We start from the raw sequence: 21,208 nt of genomic DNA, 5'->3' as shown, positions 1-21,208 counted from the left end.
GGTTTCTGACTACCCATGAGTCTGGGAGTGTATAGATTAACAGTAACGAAAATCTACCTCGGTTCCGCACTGCGTACAAATACCCTCAGAACAATCATCAGCTCCTCCTGACCAGTCAAAGTTTGTGCCTTTGCAGTACGGACAATACTCAGTTAAAGATAAAATTTCAGCGGGGACACACCGCCATCTGGGTAAAGTAACAGCTACCTCTGACTCTAGGGAAGTAAATGTATTGACAGGTAAACGATGTACTCGCTCGACTAATTCATTGACTTTGATAATTAATTCATTAGCATTTTCTACCCACAAATAGCCGCAGCGGACAGCGCGACTGATTAAAACATTTCTTTTTTCTTCAATAAATATTCGATTTCCGTTGGGGTCGATCGCCCTGCATTCCCACCCTGCAAATATAGGAACTTCTTGTGCGTAATTCCCTATCAAACCTGGAATGTTATTGAGTTGCCGTTCAGCAAGACAACCGATCCATATATCCCAGTGAACTCTTTTGCATCTTTGTGAAGAAATACAACTTTTTAACAAATTATCAAAGGCGATTATATCCTTGTCTACGCCTCTGTGACCTAAGTAAATACCGCGTCTTTTTGTATCTGCTAAATTAAATATGACTACATAATCTGGTAATAAGTGGCTCGATTTTTTGAACTCTTCTAAACAAGATTCTGGTGGTATCATAAAGAAGCATTATATTTAAAATCTAAGGCTAGCTTATCACAGCGATCGAAAATTTGCCATGTCAAATCTCAAGTTTGCGATCGGCAGCAAAATGATATAATAAAATTTAAAGAACAGATATGAAGATCGATATGGCTCTCTTTTCTCTTCCTCTGCGCCCTCTGCGGTTAAAAAAAATCTTTATTTCATAAACAAATTAACATCAACTTTGATTCCATAAACTATGACATCCCAGCAATCAGATATCAATGACAGCAACCCCGAACTCTGCGATTTAATCTGCGAAAGAATTGCAGCGACTCCGCAGCAGCGCATTACGTTTGCCGAATATATGGATTTGGTACTATATCACCCGCAGTATGGTTATTATAATGGCGATCGCCCGCCGATCGGCAAACAAGGCGATTTTATCACCTCGCCTCACTGGGGTGCTGATTTTGCCGAAGTTTTGGGCGAGCAATTTATGGAAATGTGGGAAATTCTCGGCAAACCTCATCCTTTTACTATCGTAGAAATGGGCGCAGGGCTGGGAACATTTGCCGTACATTTGCTGCAATACCTGCAACGGCAATATCCCGATTTATTTAAAGTTTTAGAATACATTATTGTTGAAATTTCCCCTATCCTGCAAGCGGAACAGCAGCAAAATTTAGCCAAATTAAAAAATATCAAATGGTGCAATTGGGATGAAATAGCTAATAACTCTATCGTCGGTTGTTTCTTTTCTAACGAGTTAGTGGATGCTTTCCCTGTGCATCAGTTTATTGTAGAAAAAGGGAAAATAAGGGAGATTTACGTTGGCACAGCCGAAGAACAAAACAAAGAATCGGAAAGCAAGTTTATTGAAGTATGCGACGAAATTTCTAATTCTAAAATTGCCGAATATTTTGATTTATTGGAAATAGATTTGTCAGCGACTGTCTATGCAGATGGTTATCGCAGCGAAGTCAATTTAGCAGCTTTAGACTGGATAAAAACAGTTGCCGAAAAATTGCAGCGGGGATATTTGTTAACTATTGATTACGGCCATCCGGCACACCGCTATTACAATCCGAGGCGCAGGGAGGGGACGCTACAGTGTTATTACCGCCACCGATATCACAGCAATCCTTATATTAATGTGGGGCGGCAGGATTTAACGGCTCATGTTAATTTTACGGCGCTGGAAAGGCAGGGTGAATTGTGCGGTTTGGATGTGGTAGGGTTTACTCAGCAGGCTTTGTTTTTGATGGCGTTGGGTTTGGGCGATCGTATTGCTTCTCTATCAACAACTGTATTGGATGTGGCAACGCTGTTGCGGCGCAGGGAGGCTTTGCATAGAGCGATCGATCCGATGGGTTTGGGAGGATTTGGGGTTTTGGTGCAGTCTAAGGGCTTGAGGGAGGAGGAAAAGGGGAGAATTTTGAAGGGTTTGATGGTGCCTGATTAGTTATTTGCTTGATTTACGCCACTCAATTCCGCGCACTTACTCAGCGGCGGAAATTCCCATTTCCCCGAATACAAAGTAGATGGCAGCTTTAAACAGTATGCAGCAGGAATTACTTCTATCAACCACCAATTAAACATATCTCGCCCGGCCGCAGCAAAACCAGAAATAGCATCTCCCGTAATGGCATCATACAAAATATCCAAGATGGCATTATAAGCTATTTTCGTGTTGAGTGTTTGCAGCAAGCCGTAGAAAATATTATAAGCTTCGTCAGTAGCTTGATATTTTCCAATTTTGTTGATATGAGGAAACAAGGTATCAGCCCAAGTTTCTGGAATTTCACCGCCATCTTTTAGCCAACAAGATACAATTCCTTGAATGATATCAGTCTTGTTTTCTTCAGGAAAGTAATGTTTAATAGTCGGTTTAGCTGCCAATGCTATTCCATAAGCCATGTAGACATATCGCTGATGGGATATTGCATCATTAGGCATTCCAAATGCTGTCATTACTTCTACAAAAGCTTCTTCTACATCGCTGTTTCCGCCTCGTTCGTATAAATCGTCATATTTTCTGTCCCAAACCGTGCGAAGTGTTTGCTGTAATCGATCGGGAATAGTTGAGTTGCTGGGCAACTTAAAATCGGTGTAATAGCCTTTGACAAACTGTATCATTTACTTTGGCTCCTGATATATTGTGTAGGACTTGCATGGGCCCAGAAACCGGGTTTTTTACGAAACTACTGCTTTAGAGGCTTTGACACTGGTGAAAAACCCGGTTTCTTTGGTATTTATGCGTCCAGGACTGTTAATGAATAAAATTTTACTTACTATACTATAAACTACTGGTTAATTGTAAAATGTTTTCACTAAGTTCTAATTCAGCCGATTTTAAGCGTTCTTGAATAGACATCCCCTGCAACTTTTGACTCATTTCATATAAATCAACTTGCGGATAATCCCCCTTAAATAGTGGAATTAAAGACTCGACTACAGCAGCAATTCCCTGCGGCGGCACTGCATTCCCAATCTGTCGCCGCACTTCAGTAGTAGAACCTTCAAAAACAAAATTATCGGGAAATGTTTGCAATCTTGCTCTTTCGCGATTTGTCAAAGAACGGGGTTCTAAATAATGATAACCCCAAGTTCCGCCACCGCCACCAGCAATAATTGTCGATGATGGTTTATCGGGATGAATTCGCCGATAAACGTGACTGATCATGCCTTTGACATAGTAGGGACTGTCCTTGGGAATATCCGAAAAATTGCCTCCCGGTTTAATTCGATTTAAAATTTCAACGGTTCGGGTATGAATTTTATGATGTTTGTTATTGTCAATAACAGTTTCTACATTTTTGAGTGCTTCGCCCGCAGTTCGATAAGGATTTTTGCGATTTATACCGTATTTTGGCTGAGGATGCACAAAGTTAAATCCTGTATCCATCCGAATGCCAACTAATAACACTCTTTGCCGAAATTGCGGAACTCCGTAATCGGCAAAGTTGTAAAGTTTAGGTTTAACTAAGTAACCTGGTGCGATACTTTCAAAGTCGGAAATTATTTGTTTGATTGCTTGATAATTATTGGCGCTTAATAAACCTTTGACATTTTCTGCGACAAAAGCTTTGGGCTTTTTCTTGTTGACAAAATCTAGAAAATATGTGTATAAATTGCCTCTGGTTCCTTCCAGGCCGGGGCGCTTCCAAATTAGGGAGAAATCTTGACAGGGGAACCCTCCTATACATATTTCAGCTTCGGGAACTTGTGCAATGTCTATATTTTCTATGCTGTCGTTGATGATGACATCGGCGATGTTTCGGCTGAATGTTTTGCAGGCGTATTGATTGGAGTCGATCGCCCAAACTACCTCAAATCCGGCTTGGTGGAATGGCAAATCCATGCCGCCGCAACCAGAAAATAAGGATATGAGTTGCGGTTTTGTTGTCCAGGCGATCGGCTGGAGACGTTCGATTAACATAGGAGTGTAAAGTTAGCCAAGGGCGGGCGGGATGCCCGCACTACAAGAGTGCGATCGTACCACAACACGATCGAATTCGACTCATCAATTGATATTTCACTCTTCGTCATCTAACTCAATCCCGGCTTGACGCAATTTTTCGGCCAATCTTTGGGCGCGGAGTTTTTCGCGATCGGCTCTTTCCTCCGACCACAGCAATAACTTGCCTTCTGCATTCCACCACCTCAGCCAACAGCCTGTTCTCCCTTCGTGGCTACCTTCCCAAACTCCTAAAAACAAATCTAATCCCGGTATCCAATAACGTCCGTTTTCATCGGTTTTTTGCAAGTTGTAACGCTCTGATTCTAAAGCGTAAACTTCTAAATGAGCGGTAGTTGCTCGAAAAATGACGTATCTAGGGACTCTGATTACTTGCTCGTAAAAATACCACTTTCCCACCCGCGAGGTAAACTCAACAGAGTATTCTTCCCCGTAGGTTTCTGAGAGGAATTCCATCACGATTTGGGGGATGGTTCCTTCGGTGTGCGGTGTGTAACTGCGGCGGACTTGCGAGACATTTTTTGGATTGACGGGTTTCACGTACATCCAATCTGGTGCTTTGCAAATAATACGCTGTTCGTCGCTGCTTGAACCTGGGAAACTTATGCCGGCACACAAGGCAAAGTTGGAAACTATTAAGGCATCCTGCATTAATTCAGGAAATGCTGTTAGCGGTTGGCGCAAAGCGGAGGCTAACAATGGTTGGCTTTCGTCTTCCACGGGGTCATCTGGTAGTTGAAAATCTTCTGGGAGTAGCGGCCAGGTGATTTTGACTTTTGTTTCTGGGTTTTTAGTTGCTACAGACATAGTTTATCAGAGGTTAGTGGTTTTAATAATTAAATTATATCTCTTGGTTTTTGGGATTCATGTTAATGGCTTAATGACGAGGCAGAGCCTCTGAATCTGCGTTACCAGGCTAAGCCTGGTAACGAGGAAACCGATCGTTTCTTTTGTTTGTATCGAAGTCTAGATCCCCCCTAGCCCCCCTTAATAAGGGGGGGACAAGAAGTGCCGTCAAAGCCCTTGTCAATCAGGGGAACTAGAGTGCTGTCAAAGTCAACCCCTACTCCCCTTCTTAAGGGGGATTTAGGGGGATCTAGACTCGCTAAAACCGAGAGTTCTAAGGGTTTTTAATCTTCTGCTGTAATTCGCTGGTCATTGCTAGCAGTTCCGATTGGGCGATCGCACTTTGTTCGCCACTCGCCAACCACTTCAATTGTACAGTCTCACTTTCAGCTTCCGCATCACCCAAAACCAAACACCCAACAGCACCGCTGCGATCGGCTCTTTTAAACTGTTTTCCGAACGCACTGCCGCTCAAATCTATCTCGACACTAAACCCAGCAGCCCGCAATTTTTGAGCTAACAAGATTGATTGCTGTTCGGCTTTATCGCCCCTGGATACCAAATAGAAATCTAACTTCGGCGCGGGCAAAGGTTGCAACTTTTGCAGCAGGATAATCAACCTTTCGATTCCCATTGCCCAACCGACTGCCGCCGTATCTGGGCCGCCCAATTCCTTGACTAAACCGTCGTAGCGGCCGCCACCGCAAACTGTTGCTTGCGCTCCCAAATCGTCGGAGATAATTTCAAAGGCGGTGTAGGTATAGTAATCTAAACCGCGCACCAATCGGGGATTTAATTGATAGCTAATTCCTAAGTTTGTGAGCATTTGCTGCACTCGATCGAAGTGATCTCGCGATTCGTCACCCAAATATTCCAAAATACTCGGCGCGCCCTTAACAATTTCTTGAGTGCGCTGATTTTTGCTGTCCAAAATCCGCAGCGGATTGCGAGTCAAACGGTCTTGGGAATCCGCGTCTAATTCCTCTTTGTACGGTGTAAAATAATCGATCAATGCTTGGCGATAATTTTGTCTGTCTTGCTTGTTTCCGACTGAATTGATATCGAGGCGCAAATTGGTTAAACCGATCGCTTGCAGGATGTCGCAGGCGATCGCAATTACCTCCACATCCGCCCGTGGATTCGCACTCCCCAACACTTCCACGCCAATTTGATTGAATTGCCGCTGTCTGCCTTCTTGGGCGCGTTCGTAGCGAAACATCGGCCCCGTATACCACAGACGCTGCACGTCTCCGGCGGCGTACAAACTGTTTTGAATAAAAGAGCGCACTACTCCGGCGGTGCCTTCCGGGCGCAAAGTAGTCGATCGATCGCCCTTATCTTTAAAAGTGTACATTTCCTTGCCAACAACATCGGTAGCTTCGCCGATGCCGCGTTCAAATAAAGATGTTTGTTCAAAAATAGGCGTGCGAATTTCTCGATAAGCTGCTTTTTGCAATATTGTTCTAGCGACTGCTTCTATGTTTTGCCAATATTGAATTTCTGCGGGCAAAATATCCCGCGTTCCCGGTAAAGTTTTAATTGCACTCATTTTTTTAGTCAGTTTTCAGTTGGCAGTTGTTAGTTGTTATTAGTTATTAGTTATTAGTTATTAGTTATTAGTGGTTAGTCAACAGTTAACAGTTAACAGTTAACAGTCAACACTCAACAGTCAACAGTTAACAGTCAACAGTCAACAATTCCCAATAACTAATGACTTAATAATTCCCAAGCTCCGTAACGATCGCCATAATAAGCCAAAATGCGATCGACCCGCTGGCGATCGACCAAATCGAAGCCTTCAGGATACTGTATCCACAAACCTCCAATTTGGCTGTCGCTGTAATTAAACCGCTGCGACTGCTGCGGAATCAAACCGATTTCCACGCCTTCAACTTGACGCAAATGGGCTGCTACTTCGCGATATACCGTCAGCGGCAATCCCGGCGATTGAATTTGATAGCGGAGTTGTTTTTCTTGTGCCGTTTGCATCATTACTTTGCCTGTCCCAAACCAAAATCCCTATTTAAGATACTTCTTTATCGATCGGCCCTGGTAGAGGGCAGCAGTTAATATTGTCCATACATACCTTCCCCCACTGCAAGGCCCAGCGTACCAGTGTAACTCGATTGTCAGCGCGAGTCTTGTTCAAGATATTGCTAATGTGGTTGTCAACAGTACGCTTGCTAATTTCTAACTTTTCAGCGATTTTTTCATTGGTCAATCCCGCCGCTACTAACTCTACCACTTGCAATTCTCTGTCCGAAAGGGTGACAGGGGTGCTGGAGACGCTCCCGTTCATAAATTTTTCCTATGTGTGCATATTTACCTATATACAATTCTAGAGGATGAGCGATCGAGTATGAAGAGAAAATTAAATCTGCTGCGGCTGCTTTTTAGCAGTGCAAGCACCAACTCGCTTGCATAATCGCGGCGTCGTGGAAAAGAAGGCGCGACACTGCAAGACGCACCAGCAGCAGGCGCGCGGGGTGGCGGATGCTAGCTTTACCTGAATGCACCTGAAATCCGGGCCCAAAAACCCGGGAATGTTGGTACGTAAAACTGCTGATACCCCCGCACTGCACTTGTGCGTTGAGCGTGTAACTGCCCGTATCAGCAAGTCTGATATTATAGGGAGCAGCGATTAAAACAATAGCTGACATTTTTTATCGGATGGGCTAAAAATAATTATTGAGTTGTCTGCTGCTGTGACATCAAAAATCAAAAATCAAAAATAAATATGACTTATCCTCGCGTTTTGTGTCTGGGTGAAATTTTATTTGATTGTTTAGCAGACAAACTAGGAGCATCTCTCGAAGAGGTAGAATCTTGGACGGCATATCCCGGCGGTGCTCCTGCTAATGTGGCCTGTGCTTTGGTTAAATTGGGGACGGCGGCGGGATTTATCGGTGCTGTGGGTGGGGATGAGTTGGGGAATTCCCTGGTGCAGGTATTGCAAGAAGTAGGGGTTGATACCGCTGGAGTGCAGCGGCATCCGAGTGCGCCGACGCGGCAAGTTTATGTGTTGCGAAATGAAGCGGGCGATCGATCTTTTGCCGGTTTTGGTAAATTGGATACTGCGGATTTTGCCGACACCCGCCTCCTGGCCGCCCAAATACCCGATGTGCTGTTTGAAAATGCCGATTTTTTAGTATTAGGCACTTTAGAATTAGCTTATCCTGAAAGTCGAAAGGCGATCGCAAGAGCGATCGAACTAGCAGAACGTTACGACGTTAAAATTATACTTGACGTCAATTGGCGTCCGGTGTTTTGGCAAAATCCCGACGAAGCAAAAGCGCGCATTAGAAAACTATTAAAAAAAGTTGATTTTCTCAAATTATCTGACGAAGAAGCCGAATGGTTGTTTGCAACTACCGATGCTGGAGCTATTACCTACCGCCTCGATTCTGTAGAAGGCGTTTTGGTGACAGCGGGCGATAAAGGTTGCTCCTATTGTTTGTCGGAAAATGAAGGAAAAATCCCCGCCTTTGCAGTAGATGTTGAGGATACAACAGGTGCGGGTGACGGATTTGTCGCTGGTTTTGTGCAACAGTTGTGCAAGCAGGGAATTAAGAATTTGGCAGATTCAGAAATAGCAAAACAAATTGTCACCTATGCAAGCGCGGTTGGTGCGATGACAGCGATGAAGCCGGGAGCAATTGCAGCTCAACCAACCGCCGCTGAAGTAGAAGCTTTCTTGTATTTGTACAAAAAACATCCCGCCAAATATTAATAGGTTCGATCCTTCGGACTTTAGTCTTTCTTTATGCGGACTAAAGTCCGAAGGATCGAACCTGTTCTTTGTAGGAAATTAACTGCCAACTAGATGATTTTTAATCTGGCGCACCATTACCTCTAGCGGCTGCGAAGCATCTATAATAATTGCAGTTTCTGGTTCTTCGAGAGTAGCGCACTGACTTGACAACAAGTCTACTTTCATGTAGTGATTTTCGCGAGTTTTTAACCGGGATGCTAATAGCTGAAAAGAAGCTTTGAGATAAACTATTTTCATTTGTTGCTGGTCTCGGCAGAGCATTTCGCGGTAAGATGCTTTGAGGGCAGAACAAGCTAACACGACATTTTTATTTTCCAACAGCCACCTGTCGATTGTAGCTTGCAAGTGCAAAAGCCACGGAATGCGATCGGCATCTTCTAAAGGAATGCCCAAACTCATTTTTTCGATGTTTGCTGGCGGGTGAAAATCGTCGGCATCGCTGAAATCCCAATTGAGAGATTGCGCCAGCAACTTGCCAACAGTAGTTTTTCCCGAACCGGAGACTCCCATCACGATCGCAATCATCGCTATTATTTACCAAATATTTGTAATTCTATCGAGTTGGGCGATCGACAAACCGAGTTTCTTAAATTTTATGATAAATCCTGCACCAGAAAAACGTTAAGAAACTCAGTCTATTTCTAATTATCGATCAAACTTCTTCCCTCGTGTTTCTAATTAAATTATAAGCGAATACCCCGATAATTCCACCAATGATGGGGAATATAATAAACGCCCACAACTGTTGGATTGCCCAGGTGCCTTGAAAGATAGCCACACCGATACTTCTAGCGGGGTTAACTGATGTATTAGTTACGGGAATTCCGACTAAGTGAATCAACACCAGCACCAAGCCGATGGGAATTCCGCCCAAACCCACGGGATAATGGGGATCGGTAGTACCCATGATGGTAAATAACAGAAAAGCCGTCAGTACAATTTCCGTCAAAGCTGCTGCTAAAAGCCCGTAACCTGTGGGAGAATGTTCTCCAAAACCGTTGGAAGCAAATCCCGAAGCAGCCGCATCAAAACCTGGTTTTCCTGATGCTATCAGATACAAAACAAGACCGCCTAAAATTCCGCCTAAAATCTGACCTCCTATATAATAAGGAAGCAAAACAGCATCGATCAGTTTAGCAACTACTAAACCGATGCTTACCGCTGGATTGATGTGGCATCCAGAGATCGGCCCGATCGTATAAACCATAACTAAGAGGGACAAGCCAAAGGCGATCGCCACTCCCAAAAAGCCGATTTTGTCTCCGGCTAAAACTGCACTACCGCATCCACCTACTACCAGCACAAAAGTACCGAAGGCTTCAGCAACTCCTATTTTTATTTTTTGGTCCATGCTCACACTCTCTATTTTTGATAGGTTAATTATGCACCCTGTTATCATCTGACATTCTCAAAATTGGAGTTACATTTTTCCTGCCAGCACTACAATACCAAGGAAAACCCTACAAGAATGTGTAACTTTCATTTCTAGAACCTGTATTGGCTCAACTGAAATTGTGGAATTTGAATTCAACAAATCAGCTCTGAGCTTACTGTTTTGTAAAAAAAATGTCAAGCATTAGCGATTTTTTTGTATAAATTGTGCGAATCAATCACAAATACTTAACTAATTTTTATATGATTGTGGGATTAAATTCTCAATAGTCAGCCTATTTTTTGTATAGATTGGGCAAGCTATTAGTAATTTATTGCAAAATAATTAATTTGGGTTTTTGGCTAACTTGGCGATCGCAATTTTACTGCTTGTTGCTGTGAAAGCCGATCGCACTTTCAGCTATAGCGGTTATCAAGCATGGTGAGGTATGCCCACGGAAGCCTATGCTGGATAGTAGCTCATAGGAGAGCTTGAAAGGCTATAAAACATCCGCGCTAAATGGCTGACATTCATCCCGTAGGGTGTGCCACAACAACTTTCTAGAGTGGCGGCACACCTTTCATCAACTACTTTCTAACGCAGGAATTCGCGCGGATCTGTGACGTGTCCAGTCAGCGCCGAAGCCGCCGCCGTGTAAGGCGAAGCTAGATAAACTTGCGCTTCTTTATTCCCCATGCGGCCGGGGAAATTGCGGTTAGTTGTAGACACGCAAATTTCGGGTTCGTTCATCCGCCCAAATGTGTCTTTCGGGCCACCCAAACAAGCGGCGCAAGAAGGCGCTGCGGGTTCGATGCAGCCGGCTGCTAAGAAGATTTCCGACAGGGTTTGACCGTCGTATTTGGTGACAAACAAATCTTCGTAAACTTTCTGAGTTGCCGGTACTAAATACGTCGGAACTTTGACTTGATTTCCTTTGAGAATGCGGGCTGCATTCAAAAAGTCGGAGGTTTTGCCGCCGGTGCAGGAACCGATGTAAACTCGATCGATCTTGACATCGCGACAGTTGCGGGCCAATTCGCGGTTGTCGGGGGAGTGGGGTTTGGCGACGACTGGTTCTAATTTGCTGACATCGTAGGTGCGATCGCTATAAAAACTAGCATCAGCATCGGTGTAAAATGCCTCAAAGGGCACATTAGTCCGGGGATTAACGTAATCAAACGTGGTTTTGTCCGCAGCCACCGTGCCGTTTTTGCCGCCAGCTTCAATCACCATATTGCACAGCGTCATCCGTTCTTCCATCGTCAAACGTTCGACTGTATCGCCGGCAAATTCCATTGTCCGGTAGTTAGCCCCGGCCACGCTGATATCGCCAATAATTTGCAAAATCAAATCTTTTGCTAACAAATAATCGGGCAATTCGCCGTTGAGTACAAAGCGCATCGTCGCCGGCACTTTAATCAACAATTTGCCGGTTCCCATGATAAATGCCGCGTCCGTATTGCCGATACCCGTGGCAAATTGTCCGAAAGCGCCGGCATTGCAGGTGTGGGAATCTGTGCCGAAGAGCACTTCGCCTGGCCGCGTGTGCCCTTCTTGGGCGAGGGCGATGTGGCAAACTCCTTTGTAGTCGGGATTTGCTTTAAAGTCCGATCGATCCGTGATGTCGTAAAAGTATTTTATCCCTTGTTCTGCGGCAAAATCGCGGAGAATATCGACGTTGCGGTTAGCGCGTTCGTCGTTGGTGAAAATGTAGTGGTCGGGAATTAGGACGATTTTGTCTGGATTCCAGACTTTAGCATTTTCGCCGAATTCCCGTTTGAAAACGCCGATGGTGCCCGGCCCGCAGACATCGTGGGTCATCAACACGTCTGTTTCTACCCAAATGTTTTCTCCGGGCTCTACTTTGGTGCGGCCTGATGCTTTGGCTAAGATTTTTTCGGTCAGGGTCATTCCCATAGTTCGATCGCTCTTTTTGGTAAGATGCTACATAACTGTATTGTACGAAACATCGCCTGATACTGACAGGTAATTTATTAAGTAAACATTAAAAGAAGAATCAATTTCCCTATTTGCTACCAACTATAGCGGCAGTTAGATTTTTTTTAAAGTCATAATAACTTCGTGCAAAATCAGCACTACACTGTCTCTGCAAATTTCCCTAAATCAGTAATTTATCAATACAAAAATCCCAGTGTTCCTCCACAAGATCAATTCCGGTTGCACTCATACATGATGTTAATTGTTAACTGTTAACTGTTGACTGTTAACTGTTGACTGTTGACTGTTAAGATCATTCCGATGCAACCGGATACGATATAACTCGGAGACGGTGGCCGATTAGAATTCTCGTTTTGTGCTGTAAACCAGCAGTCTATCCAGCACTTCAGTTTTCGTTAGCGGTTAGTAAATCCATTTTTGCTAAACCCAAATAGCGCACACCTTCGGGGGTCACATCAAAGCGGCAAGGCAAAACTTCCACACCTTCAGCCACAGCCTGTCTGAACAATTGTCCGTAAAGGCGATCGGCACTATCTCCGGGAGCAAAATCAGTACAATCTCCGCGATTAATAAAATACAGCATTACAGCCCTCGAACCCTGCCGCACCACATCGATCAACTCTCTCAAATGTTTCTGTCCCCTCTCCGTCACTGTATCAGGAAATAAAGCTAATGTATCTTTGACCCAAGTTGTATTTTTAACTTCCAGAAAAATCTGTTTTTCTCCACCAGTCAGCCAAAAATCAACACGACTTTTTTTATCGATACCGTAAACAACCTCCGGCTGAATTAAACTGTAATTGCCCAACTCAGGAAACAAGCGCAACTCCAAAGCTAATTTAATCGCTCGATTTGGCAGCCCAGTATTAACTCCCACCCAAACAGGCACAGTATCGCAAAGTTTAATTAATTCCCAAGTATAAGCTAACTTGCGTTTGGGATTGTCGCTGGCAGATACTAGGACAGGATTACCCGGAATCAAAACACCAGTCATCGGGCCAGTATTCGGACAGTGCGCGGTGATAATTTCTCCCGAATCTAATTCAATTTCGGCAAAAAAACGCTTGTACCGCTTGATTAAACTGCCTGGTAAAAGAGGAGGATATTTGTAAATTAAGTTAGTCATTAGTCATTAGTCATTGGTCATTGGTCATTGGTCATTAGTCATTAGTCATTAGTCATATCAAATCCGGTAACAGCGGAATGATTCAGATATATATTCTCTCCCTCTGCGTACTCTGTGTTCTCTGTGGTTAAATCATTCCGATGCTACCGAAAACGATATCATCGACCATTAAACCTGCCACAACAAATGAAACTTATCTTGAATTGCATCTGCCTCAATCTGTGTTTATCCGCCTCGCATTTGCGGCTGCATTATCAATCAAAATTTTAGGCAATAAATCTCTGCAAAAACTAACCTTGCTGAGGTTTCATTAACTGTTTCATCTGCGCTTTAAAAGCTTCCACAAGTTCGGGACTGGCTTGCGTTTGCTGCCAAGAAGGGCGGGAATTTAAGCGTTCCGACCAAGCTTGCAATTTGGGGTAATTGTCCAAAGACACGCCTAGTTCGGGCAGCCAAGGCACGGAAACACCCGCCACAACATCTGCGAGGGTAATCGTGCTGCTGTTGCCAAAAAAAGGTTTATCGCCCAACAAATCCTCAAAAAACCTCAGTACCGCCGCCACTTGCTGGCGACCTTTTTCTAGTTTTTCCTCGTCGCCTGCGCCGCCGAAAGTCTGGCGTACAAAGGGACTCATTGCCGGTGTCAATTCGTTGACTGTGACCATTTGTATCATGCGGGCGATCGCCAAATCCTTAGCATCCGGCGGCAACAGTGCGGGCGCGGGATACTTAGCTTCCAGATAATCAAGAATTGCCAGAGTTTCTATTAAATGAAAATCGCCATCAGCTAAAACAGGGACGTGGTGAAAAGGACTAATTGCCAAAAAATCCGGTTGAAATTGATCGCCGTTTAATTTGAGCGGCACTAATTCAAATTCAATTTCTTTTTCCAGCAAAGCAATCCAGACGCGGCGAGAGTTAGTAGAGAGGGGATTGTGATAAAGTTTCAGCACAGTCATGCGATTTTAGATTTGAGATTTTAGATTGAAATATCATAGCATAAAAGATTTGTAGTAAAGACTTTAGTTCTGCATTCTTTGTTTCATATCCTTTGCAGCTAAAGTATAACCTCCATCAGCACCGTCTATAAAATGTACTTGGTGGCCGTTGCGTTCAAACACTAAACAAGTCATCAACGCTCTGTCAGCAACGTGCAAACCGTAAACCAGCTTGCCTTCTCGGTAATTCCTTTCCAAGTACCGCGTCAATTTTTTTCGCCGCCACTCATTGCCCGAAATTACCATTCTCAACATATCATCAAATTTGCGGTAATCCGTAGCTGCGATCGCAATATCTTTATAAACTCCCCAGTCTAACTCTTCTGTCTTAACTTTCAAATTCATTAGCAGCGAACCAACCGCCGTCTCTAACTGTATTTTTGATAAATACATCTGGCGGTCTAACCAACTATCACTGCTCGCCCTAACTTGAGTTTCTTTAATCAGCTTTGCGCTATTCAATGTCAATTTAAGATTTTCCCTATCGATAGGATTGAAAGAATTTTCCTTGCCGTAAATGTATTCAATTTTTTTGATAACTTTTCTATAAAATTGATGGCTCTGCTGACCAAAATCTTCTCGCACCATTACCAGCAGCGTTACTATTTCCCCGTACTTGCTGGGAATATCCTGCCACCGGCACTCCAATCCTGAAAAATCGGCTTTTTCTGAAACGCCCGGATTTTTAATACTGTAAATATTACCAGCAGCAGGGTCTTTAATCAGTTCAGTAGCACGGGTTAAGCCGCCCCCGATAAAAACAGCTTGGCTGTAATTTTCGGAAACTTTAAACTTAGCTATTTTAACCGGGTAATTAGCTGCTACCACAACTTTAACCGGCACAGCCCCAACTCGCAAATCCATGTCAAATTCAGTCTTAGCCATTTGTTGAGTGGCAAGCAAAGCAATCTTAGCAGCGGGTAAAAGCGATGGCCCCATTAACAGAGAAGCGCCGTCGCCACCAAAGATAAAGGGAATTTCTATTTTGCCCGCTACATTCAAAACAGCAGCGATCGAACAAGCTCCCAATAAGTTAACTTCTTTGTATTTTCCAGCTTCAATCGCTTTGGTAGAACCGCGAATATCTGTGACAACAATGTACCAATCATCAGGTACGTCAACAAAATTACCCAGATCGGTAATCTTGAGAAAATTGTCCAGTAAAGGTAATGCCGAATAGAAATTTTCTGAATTCATGTTATGATTTTCCAGATTTGCTATTAAACTTAGTGAAGCCTTTTATCACTAGCATTTGTAACTATTTGTGTCTGAACCGCAGAAGCCCTCTCGTTCCCTGGCGGGGATTGCCGGCATTGTCGCAGTCGCCACTCTGATTAGCAAAGTCTTCGGGTTGGTGCGCCAAATTGCGATCGCCGCAGCCTTTGGAGTCGGTGTCGCCGTCGATGCCTACAACTACGCCTACGTCATACCCGGTTTCTTATTTATTTTACTCGGAGGCATCAACGGGCCTTTTCACAGCGCCATAGTCAGCGTTTTAGCCCGCCGCGACAAAAAAGAAGCTGCACCCTTAGTCGAGACTATCACCACCTTAGTCGGCGGCATACTTTTGTTAGTAACAGTCGCTTTAATTATTTTTGCAGATCAGGCGATCGATTTGGTAGCACCGGGATTAAATAGAACAGCAGAAGGCTTAGCAATCAAAGCAATTGCTGTCCAACAATTTCGGATCATGGCACCGATGGCATTACTTTCAGGCTTAATCGGTATTGGTTTCGGCACTCTCAACGCCGCCGATATGTACTGGTTGCCTTCGATTAGTCCTTTATTTTCTAGTGTTGCACTTGTCGGCGGTTTGGCGATTCTCGCCCTGCAACTCGGAGAAAAAATTACTCAGCCTGGGTACGCACTAATGGGCGGTTTAGTGTTAGCTTGGGGAACTTTAGCGGGAGCAGTTTTGCAGTGGTTGGTGCAACTGGTGGCGCAGTCGCGCGCGGGATTGGGAAAATTGCGTTTGCGGTTCAATTTTAAACGTCCCGGAGTACAAGAAGTAGTTAAGGTGATGGTTCCTGCTACCTTGTCATCGGGAATGCTGCAAATTAATGTCTATACTGACCTATTTTTTGCATCCTACATCCCTCAAGCTGCATCTGCGATGGGTTACAGCGGCTTGTTGGTCATGACTCCTTTAGGCATCATTTCTAATGTAATTTTAGTACCATTTTTGCCAATCTTTTCTCGCCTTGCCGAACCCAAAGACTGGCCAGAATTAAAAGATAGAATTCGTCAAGCTTTAGTTTTGACTGGGCTGACGATGCTGCCGCTGAGCGCTTTAATGGTAACACTTGCCGGGCCGATAGTCCGCGTTGTTTACGAACGTTATGCTTTTAATCAGTCAGCATCGCAGTTTGTCACGCCCTTGTTGATGGCTTACAGTATTGGGATGTTTGTGTATTTGGGACGCGACGTTTTGGTACGGGTATTTTACGCTTTGGGAGATGGAGAAACGCCTTTTCGGATTAGTATTATCAATATCTTTTTGAATGGTTTGTTGGATTATTTGTTGGTAGGAGCTTTCGGCGCGCCCGGATTAGTTTTGGCGACGGTGGGAGTGAATCTTGTTTCGATGCTGATGCTTTTGTACTTATTAGATAAAAAGCTGGGCGGCTTGCCTTGGCGGAAGTGGAGTTTGCCTTTTCTGGGGTTAGCTTCTGGCAGTTCTCTAACTGCTTTCGCGGCCTTGGCTACTTTGCAAGGCTGTCAAAGAGTTTTGGGTACTGAAGGTTTGGTAGTTCAATTGGTGCAGTTGAGTGTGGCAAGTTTCTCCGGGTTGGGAGTTTTTGCCATTTTTGTGAATCAGATGAAGTTGCCGGAAGTTGATGTGTTTGTCGATCGCATTCGGGGACGTTTTCGCAAATAAATATCACCAATTTGCTGCATATTTCTGGAAATTGAGACAAAGGGCGATCGCCCTTAAATCCAAATCAACACTCATCCGCATCCATCTGCGTATATCCGCCGACATCTGCGGTAAAAATTCCCGAGTAATTAAGTGAGCGATCTCTAGCTTTCCGACTGTACGATATAATGGTACGGTTTTCACGCTTCTATGACTAGCCCAGTGGGGGCGCAAGTCGATCGAATATTAGAAGCCATGAGCGAAGAAAACGAGTGTTCTGTGTTAATTGTTATTTATTTAATGATCCAGCGGAACGATATATAACACTTCTCAATCGGATGAAATACAGCAGACGGCTGTAGGGACTTAGGCCAAGCCCTGTCCCTACTGGACATCTGTACTTCACTCAAATGAGAAATGCTATAACAATTTTACATCCCGATTTATTTGAGTAACGTGATGGCTTATCATTTTAGATATAGCCAACAAATAGCAGTGCCATCTCTCTTAAAATCACTCTTTTTCAGTGGATTTACAGTGAAAATAATCCTTTCCAAATCAACATTTTTAAGTGGATTTACGGAGCAAAACACTGTTAAGTCTCCCCTTTTAAGTGAATTTGCGGAACCGAAACACTCTTAAAGTCCTCCTTGGAAGGGTGATTTTGGGACACAGAAACTTGGATGTAAACGATAGATAAAAGGATTTCAGGAATGATGAATTTATTAACCGCGAACAAGCAAGTTATTTTCGTTGACTCCTCTGTACAGAATTATCAAAATCTGATAGACGGCGCAGATGCTAACGCCAAAATAGTCATTTTAGATGACAAAAGCAGCAGTATTGAGCAAATTACTAACGCCTTAGCAGCTCAAAAAGATATTGAAGCCGTACATATCCTTTCTCACGGCAGCGAAGGCAGTTTAAAACTCGGTACAGACGTACTCAATCAGAATAACCTAGAAAATTTCAGCGATCGGCTAAAACAGTGGGGAAATGCCCTAACAGAAAACGGAGATATCCTACTCTATGGATGCGAAGTAGCAAAAGGAGAAGCGGGCAAAAATTTCGTCAAGCGATTGAGTGAAATCACTGAGGCCAACATCGCCGCCTCAGCTAACCCTACCGGCAGCGCTGAATTAGGCGGAGACTGGGAATTAGAAGTACAAACAGGCCCGATCAAAACAGCAGTAGCATTTAACCTCAACACCCTCAGTGCTTACAGCCACATACTGGCCACCGCCAACCCCGACAACAAAACTATTCCCGTCAACTCCCCGGCAGTTAGCATCGACGTACTTGCCAACGACACAGGAAGCGGACGCCTCTCTGTACAAAGCATTGTCACCGCCCCTACTAACGGCACAGCTATTACTAACCACTGGATTTATGTGAGTGGCCTTTTCACCAATATCGGTGGCATTGCACGCAACTATGTTGCTCGATTGAATAGCGATGGGACAGTAGATCCCATCTTCAACCCGAATCCAGATAGCGCGGTCAATGCGATTGCCATTGACAGTAGTGGCAACCCCTATTTGGGTGGCAATTTCATCACCATCAACGGACAAACCCGCTACTGTATCGTCAAATTAAACCCCACAACTGGTGCTACAGATGCCACCTTCAACCCTAATGCGAATAGTAGTGTCAATGCGATCGCCTTTGACAGCAGTGGCAACCTCATAGTGGGTGGCTTTTTCACCAACATCGGAGGACAAGCCCGCAACAGAATCGCCAAATTAAACCCCATAACTGGTGCTGCCGATCCCACCTTCAACCCGAACGCTGATAGTAATATCGAAGCGATCGTCCTTGACAGTAGTGGCAACCCCATCGTGGCCGGCACTTTCACCAGTATCGGCGGACAAAGCCGCAACTATATCGCCAAATTAAACCCCACAACTGGTGCTACCGATGCCACCTTCAACCCAAATCCGAATGGTGGGGTCTGGGCCGTCGCCGTTGACAACAGTGGCAACCCTTATGTACATGGCGATTTCACCACCATCGGTGGACTTTCCCGCAACAGAATCGCCAAATTAAACCCCATAACTGGTGTCGCCGATGCCACCTTCAACCCAAATCCGGATAATTATATCTATGAGATCGCCGTTGACAGCAGTGGCAACCTCATAGTGGGCGGCTTTTTCACCAACATCGGCGGACAAGCCCGCAACAGAATCGCCAAATTAGACCCCACAACTGGTGCTGCTGATGCCACCTTCAACCCAAACACGAATGGTCCTATTAATGCGATCGCTTTTGACAGCAGTGGCAACCTCATAGTAGGAGGCGCTTTCACCACCCTCGGCGGGCAAACCCGCAACAGAATCGCCAAATTAAACCCCACAACTGGTGCCGCTGATGCCACTTTCAACCCAAATCCGAATAATAACCAGGTCGATCGGATCGCGATCGACCAAGGGCGCAACATCCTCTACACCCCCAACGCCAACTTCAACGGCCTAGACACCTTTCAATACACCGCCACTGACGGCATCGTCTCCACCCCCACCACCGTCACCGTCCTCGTCAACGACTCCCCCGCCCTCGATAATTCCGGCACACCCACCCTCAACGCCCAAAACCAAAACGACAGCGCCAGTACAGGCACATTAATCTCCACCATCATCGCCAACCTCGGCGGCACAAAAATCACCGATCCCAACGCCAGCGCATCCCAAGGCATCGCCATCAGCGCCTTAGACACCGCAAACGGCACTTGGCAATACACTACCAACAGTGGCACAACCTGGACAAACGCCCCAGCCGTTTCTGCCACCAACGCCTTACTATTAGCTAGTGATGCTAATACAAAACTCCGGTTTGTTCCCAATACAGGTTACAGCGGTACTGTCGCCAACGCCATTACCTTTGCCGCCTGGGATCGAATAGTTGGAACCAATGGCACTACCGCTAACTACACCACAGACCAAACCAATAACACCACATCCAGCGTTTTCAGCAGCGTTACCGAAACCGCCAACATCACCGTTAACCCCGTCTCCACTATTACCAGCGTCAGCGCAGCTACAGGAGACGGCACTTACGGCATCGGCACAAACATCGATATCACCGTTCAATTTTCTGAAATAGTCAACGTCACGGGTACGCCGCAACTAAGTTTAGCAGGTGCAACACCCGTCGCCAGTTATCTTTCAGGAACAGGTAGCAACACCTTGACATTCCGGTACGCAGTAGCAGCAGGCGATAACAGCGCTGACTTAGACTATCTTTCCACAACTGCCTTATCTTTAAGCGGCGGTACTATTAAGAATGCTGCCACTGCTGATGCGATCTTAACCTTACCCACTCCCGGCGCGGCGAATTCTTTAGGTGCGAATAAGGCAATAGTAATAGATGGAATTGTCCCAACTGTTACCAGCGTCACCTCTACCACCGCCGACGGCAGTTACGGCACTTCTGGCAACATCAACCTCACCGTCAACTTCAGCGAAGCAGTTACCTTAGCAGGCGGTAACATGAGTGTCGCCTTAGACACAGGCGGCACTGTTACTATTGCACCTTTCACAGGCACATCTGCTGTGGGCACTTATACTCCAACAGCAGGACAAAACAGCACGGATCTCAACTCAACTGGGATCACCTTAGCAGTCGGTGCAACATTAAGAGATGCTGCGGTCAATAATGCAACTTTAACGATTCCTACGGGACAATCTTTAGCAGATAGCAAAGCCATAATTGTAGACACCGTTGTACCAACAGTCGCCCTAACATCAACATCCCCAACAACCACAAACGCACCATTTTTAGTCACAGCAACATTCAGTGAAAGCGTCACCGGATTTATAGCCAGCGACATTAATCTAACTAACAGTACGATTAGCGGTTTCACGGGTAGCGGCACAACTTATACCTTCACCGTTACACCAACTGCTACTGGTAATGTCACCGTTGATATTCCCGCAGCCACAGCCACAGATACAGCAGGTAATAACAATACCGCAGCCACTCAACTAACTCGCACTGCCGATATTACCGCACCCACAGTCGCCCTAACATCAACATCCCCAACAACCACAAACGCACCATTTTTAGTCACAGCAACATTCAGTGAAAGCGTCACCGGATTTATAGCCAGCGACATTAATCTAACTAACAGTACGATTAGCG

Annotated in this window: 19 protein-coding genes; 4 read left to right on the top strand and 15 right to left on the bottom strand. The window is 44.9% G+C overall.

The window, feature by feature from the left end; translation table 11 throughout:
* Positions 1–36: 36 nt before the first annotated feature.
* Positions 37–696: a hypothetical protein gene (locus AACV78_RS00820; RefSeq protein ID WP_194009521.1), complete on the bottom strand. Its 660-nt coding sequence runs from the start codon at positions 694–696 to the stop codon at positions 37–39.
* 223 nt (positions 697–919) lie between these two features.
* Here AACV78_RS00820 and AACV78_RS00815 point away from each other — a divergent pair, with 223 nt between their 5' ends.
* Complete coding sequence (locus AACV78_RS00815) at positions 920–2,125, top strand: class I SAM-dependent methyltransferase (RefSeq protein ID WP_194009522.1); 1,206 nt, start codon at positions 920–922, stop codon at positions 2,123–2,125.
* Here the strand turns inward: AACV78_RS00815 and AACV78_RS00810 are convergent.
* From AACV78_RS00810 to AACV78_RS00780, 7 genes are all read right to left on the bottom strand, one after another.
* Positions 2,122–2,799: a hypothetical protein gene (locus tag AACV78_RS00810; protein ID WP_194009523.1), complete on the bottom strand. Its 678-nt coding sequence runs from the start codon at positions 2,797–2,799 to the stop codon at positions 2,122–2,124. The two genes, AACV78_RS00815 and AACV78_RS00810, sit on opposite strands and share 4 nt — an antisense overlap.
* 160 nt (positions 2,800–2,959) lie before the next feature.
* Positions 2,960–4,102, bottom strand: coding sequence for a DNA cytosine methyltransferase (locus AACV78_RS00805; RefSeq protein WP_194009524.1), 1,143 nt, complete (start codon positions 4,100–4,102; stop codon positions 2,960–2,962).
* Positions 4,103–4,198: 96 nt separating this feature from the next.
* Positions 4,199–4,948 carry a Uma2 family endonuclease gene (locus tag AACV78_RS00800; RefSeq protein ID WP_194009525.1) on the bottom strand — a complete coding sequence of 250 codons (750 nt, stop codon included), beginning with the start codon at positions 4,946–4,948 and terminating at the stop codon, positions 4,199–4,201.
* Positions 4,949–5,261: 313 nt separating this feature from the next.
* Positions 5,262–6,536, bottom strand: a complete 1,275-nt coding sequence (gene hisS / locus AACV78_RS00795) for a histidine--tRNA ligase (protein ID WP_194009526.1) — start codon at positions 6,534–6,536, stop codon at positions 5,262–5,264.
* 158 nt (positions 6,537–6,694) lie between these two features.
* A complete protein-coding gene (locus AACV78_RS00790) occupies positions 6,695–6,976 on the bottom strand; it encodes a hypothetical protein (protein ID WP_194009548.1) in 282 nt (93 codons plus the stop codon).
* A 34-nt stretch (positions 6,977–7,010) separates the two neighbouring features.
* Positions 7,011–7,286: a photosynthetic electron transport-dependent transcriptional regulator PedR gene (locus AACV78_RS00785; protein WP_194009527.1), complete on the bottom strand. Its 276-nt coding sequence runs from the start codon at positions 7,284–7,286 to the stop codon at positions 7,011–7,013.
* Positions 7,287–7,380: 94 nt separating this feature from the next.
* Positions 7,381–7,647 carry a hypothetical protein gene (locus tag AACV78_RS00780; protein ID WP_194009528.1) on the bottom strand — a complete coding sequence of 89 codons (267 nt, stop codon included), beginning with the start codon at positions 7,645–7,647 and terminating at the stop codon, positions 7,381–7,383.
* Positions 7,648–7,724: 77 nt separating this feature from the next.
* Here AACV78_RS00780 and AACV78_RS00775 point away from each other — a divergent pair, with 77 nt between their 5' ends.
* A complete protein-coding gene (locus AACV78_RS00775) occupies positions 7,725–8,717 on the top strand; it encodes a carbohydrate kinase family protein (RefSeq protein WP_194009529.1) in 993 nt (330 codons plus the stop codon).
* A 78-nt stretch (positions 8,718–8,795) separates the two neighbouring features.
* Here AACV78_RS00775 and AACV78_RS00770 read toward each other — a convergent pair whose 3' ends face one another.
* From AACV78_RS00770 to AACV78_RS00745, 6 genes are all read right to left on the bottom strand, one after another.
* Entirely contained in the window at positions 8,796–9,284 is a 489-nt protein-coding gene (locus AACV78_RS00770) for a gluconokinase (protein WP_194009530.1), read from the bottom strand.
* A gap of 127 nt (positions 9,285–9,411) precedes the next feature.
* On the bottom strand, positions 9,412–10,110 hold the full coding sequence (gene aqpZ, locus AACV78_RS00765) for an aquaporin Z (protein ID WP_228042555.1): 699 nt from the start codon (positions 10,108–10,110) through the stop codon (positions 9,412–9,414).
* Positions 10,111–10,725: 615 nt separating this feature from the next.
* Complete coding sequence (locus AACV78_RS00760; protein WP_194009531.1) at positions 10,726–12,048, bottom strand: aconitase/3-isopropylmalate dehydratase large subunit family protein; 1,323 nt, start codon at positions 12,046–12,048, stop codon at positions 10,726–10,728.
* Positions 12,049–12,475: 427 nt separating this feature from the next.
* The gene (gene sfsA, locus AACV78_RS00755) at positions 12,476–13,216 is read right to left on the bottom strand and encodes a DNA/RNA nuclease SfsA (RefSeq protein ID WP_194009532.1); all 741 of its coding nucleotides are present in this window, start codon (positions 13,214–13,216) and stop codon (positions 12,476–12,478) included.
* A gap of 290 nt (positions 13,217–13,506) precedes the next feature.
* A complete protein-coding gene (locus tag AACV78_RS00750) occupies positions 13,507–14,175 on the bottom strand; it encodes a glutathione S-transferase family protein (RefSeq protein WP_228042553.1) in 669 nt (222 codons plus the stop codon).
* A gap of 63 nt (positions 14,176–14,238) precedes the next feature.
* Positions 14,239–15,411 (bottom strand): DUF3095 domain-containing protein, encoded by a 1,173-nt coding sequence (locus tag AACV78_RS00745; RefSeq protein WP_194009533.1) that lies wholly within the window; start codon positions 15,409–15,411, stop codon positions 14,239–14,241.
* 67 nt (positions 15,412–15,478) lie between these two features.
* Here AACV78_RS00745 and murJ point away from each other — a divergent pair, with 67 nt between their 5' ends.
* Positions 15,479–17,092 (top strand): murein biosynthesis integral membrane protein MurJ, encoded by a 1,614-nt coding sequence (murJ, locus tag AACV78_RS00740; RefSeq protein WP_194009534.1) that lies wholly within the window; start codon positions 15,479–15,481, stop codon positions 17,090–17,092.
* Between the two features lie 3 nt (positions 17,093–17,095).
* Here murJ and AACV78_RS00735 read toward each other — a convergent pair whose 3' ends face one another.
* Positions 17,096–17,275 (bottom strand): hypothetical protein, encoded by a 180-nt coding sequence (locus AACV78_RS00735; protein WP_194009535.1) that lies wholly within the window; start codon positions 17,273–17,275, stop codon positions 17,096–17,098.
* 509 nt (positions 17,276–17,784) lie between these two features.
* Here AACV78_RS00735 and AACV78_RS00730 point away from each other — a divergent pair.
* The coding region (locus AACV78_RS00730; RefSeq protein WP_228042552.1) for a DUF4347 domain-containing protein at positions 17,785–21,208 on the top strand (3,424 nt) is incomplete at its 3' end.

This window comes from Tychonema sp. LEGE 07196 (genome assembly GCF_963890365.1).
Classification (GTDB): domain Bacteria; phylum Cyanobacteriota; class Cyanobacteriia; order Cyanobacteriales; family Microcoleaceae; genus Microcoleus.
This window is presented reverse-complemented; position numbering and strand designations above follow the sequence as displayed.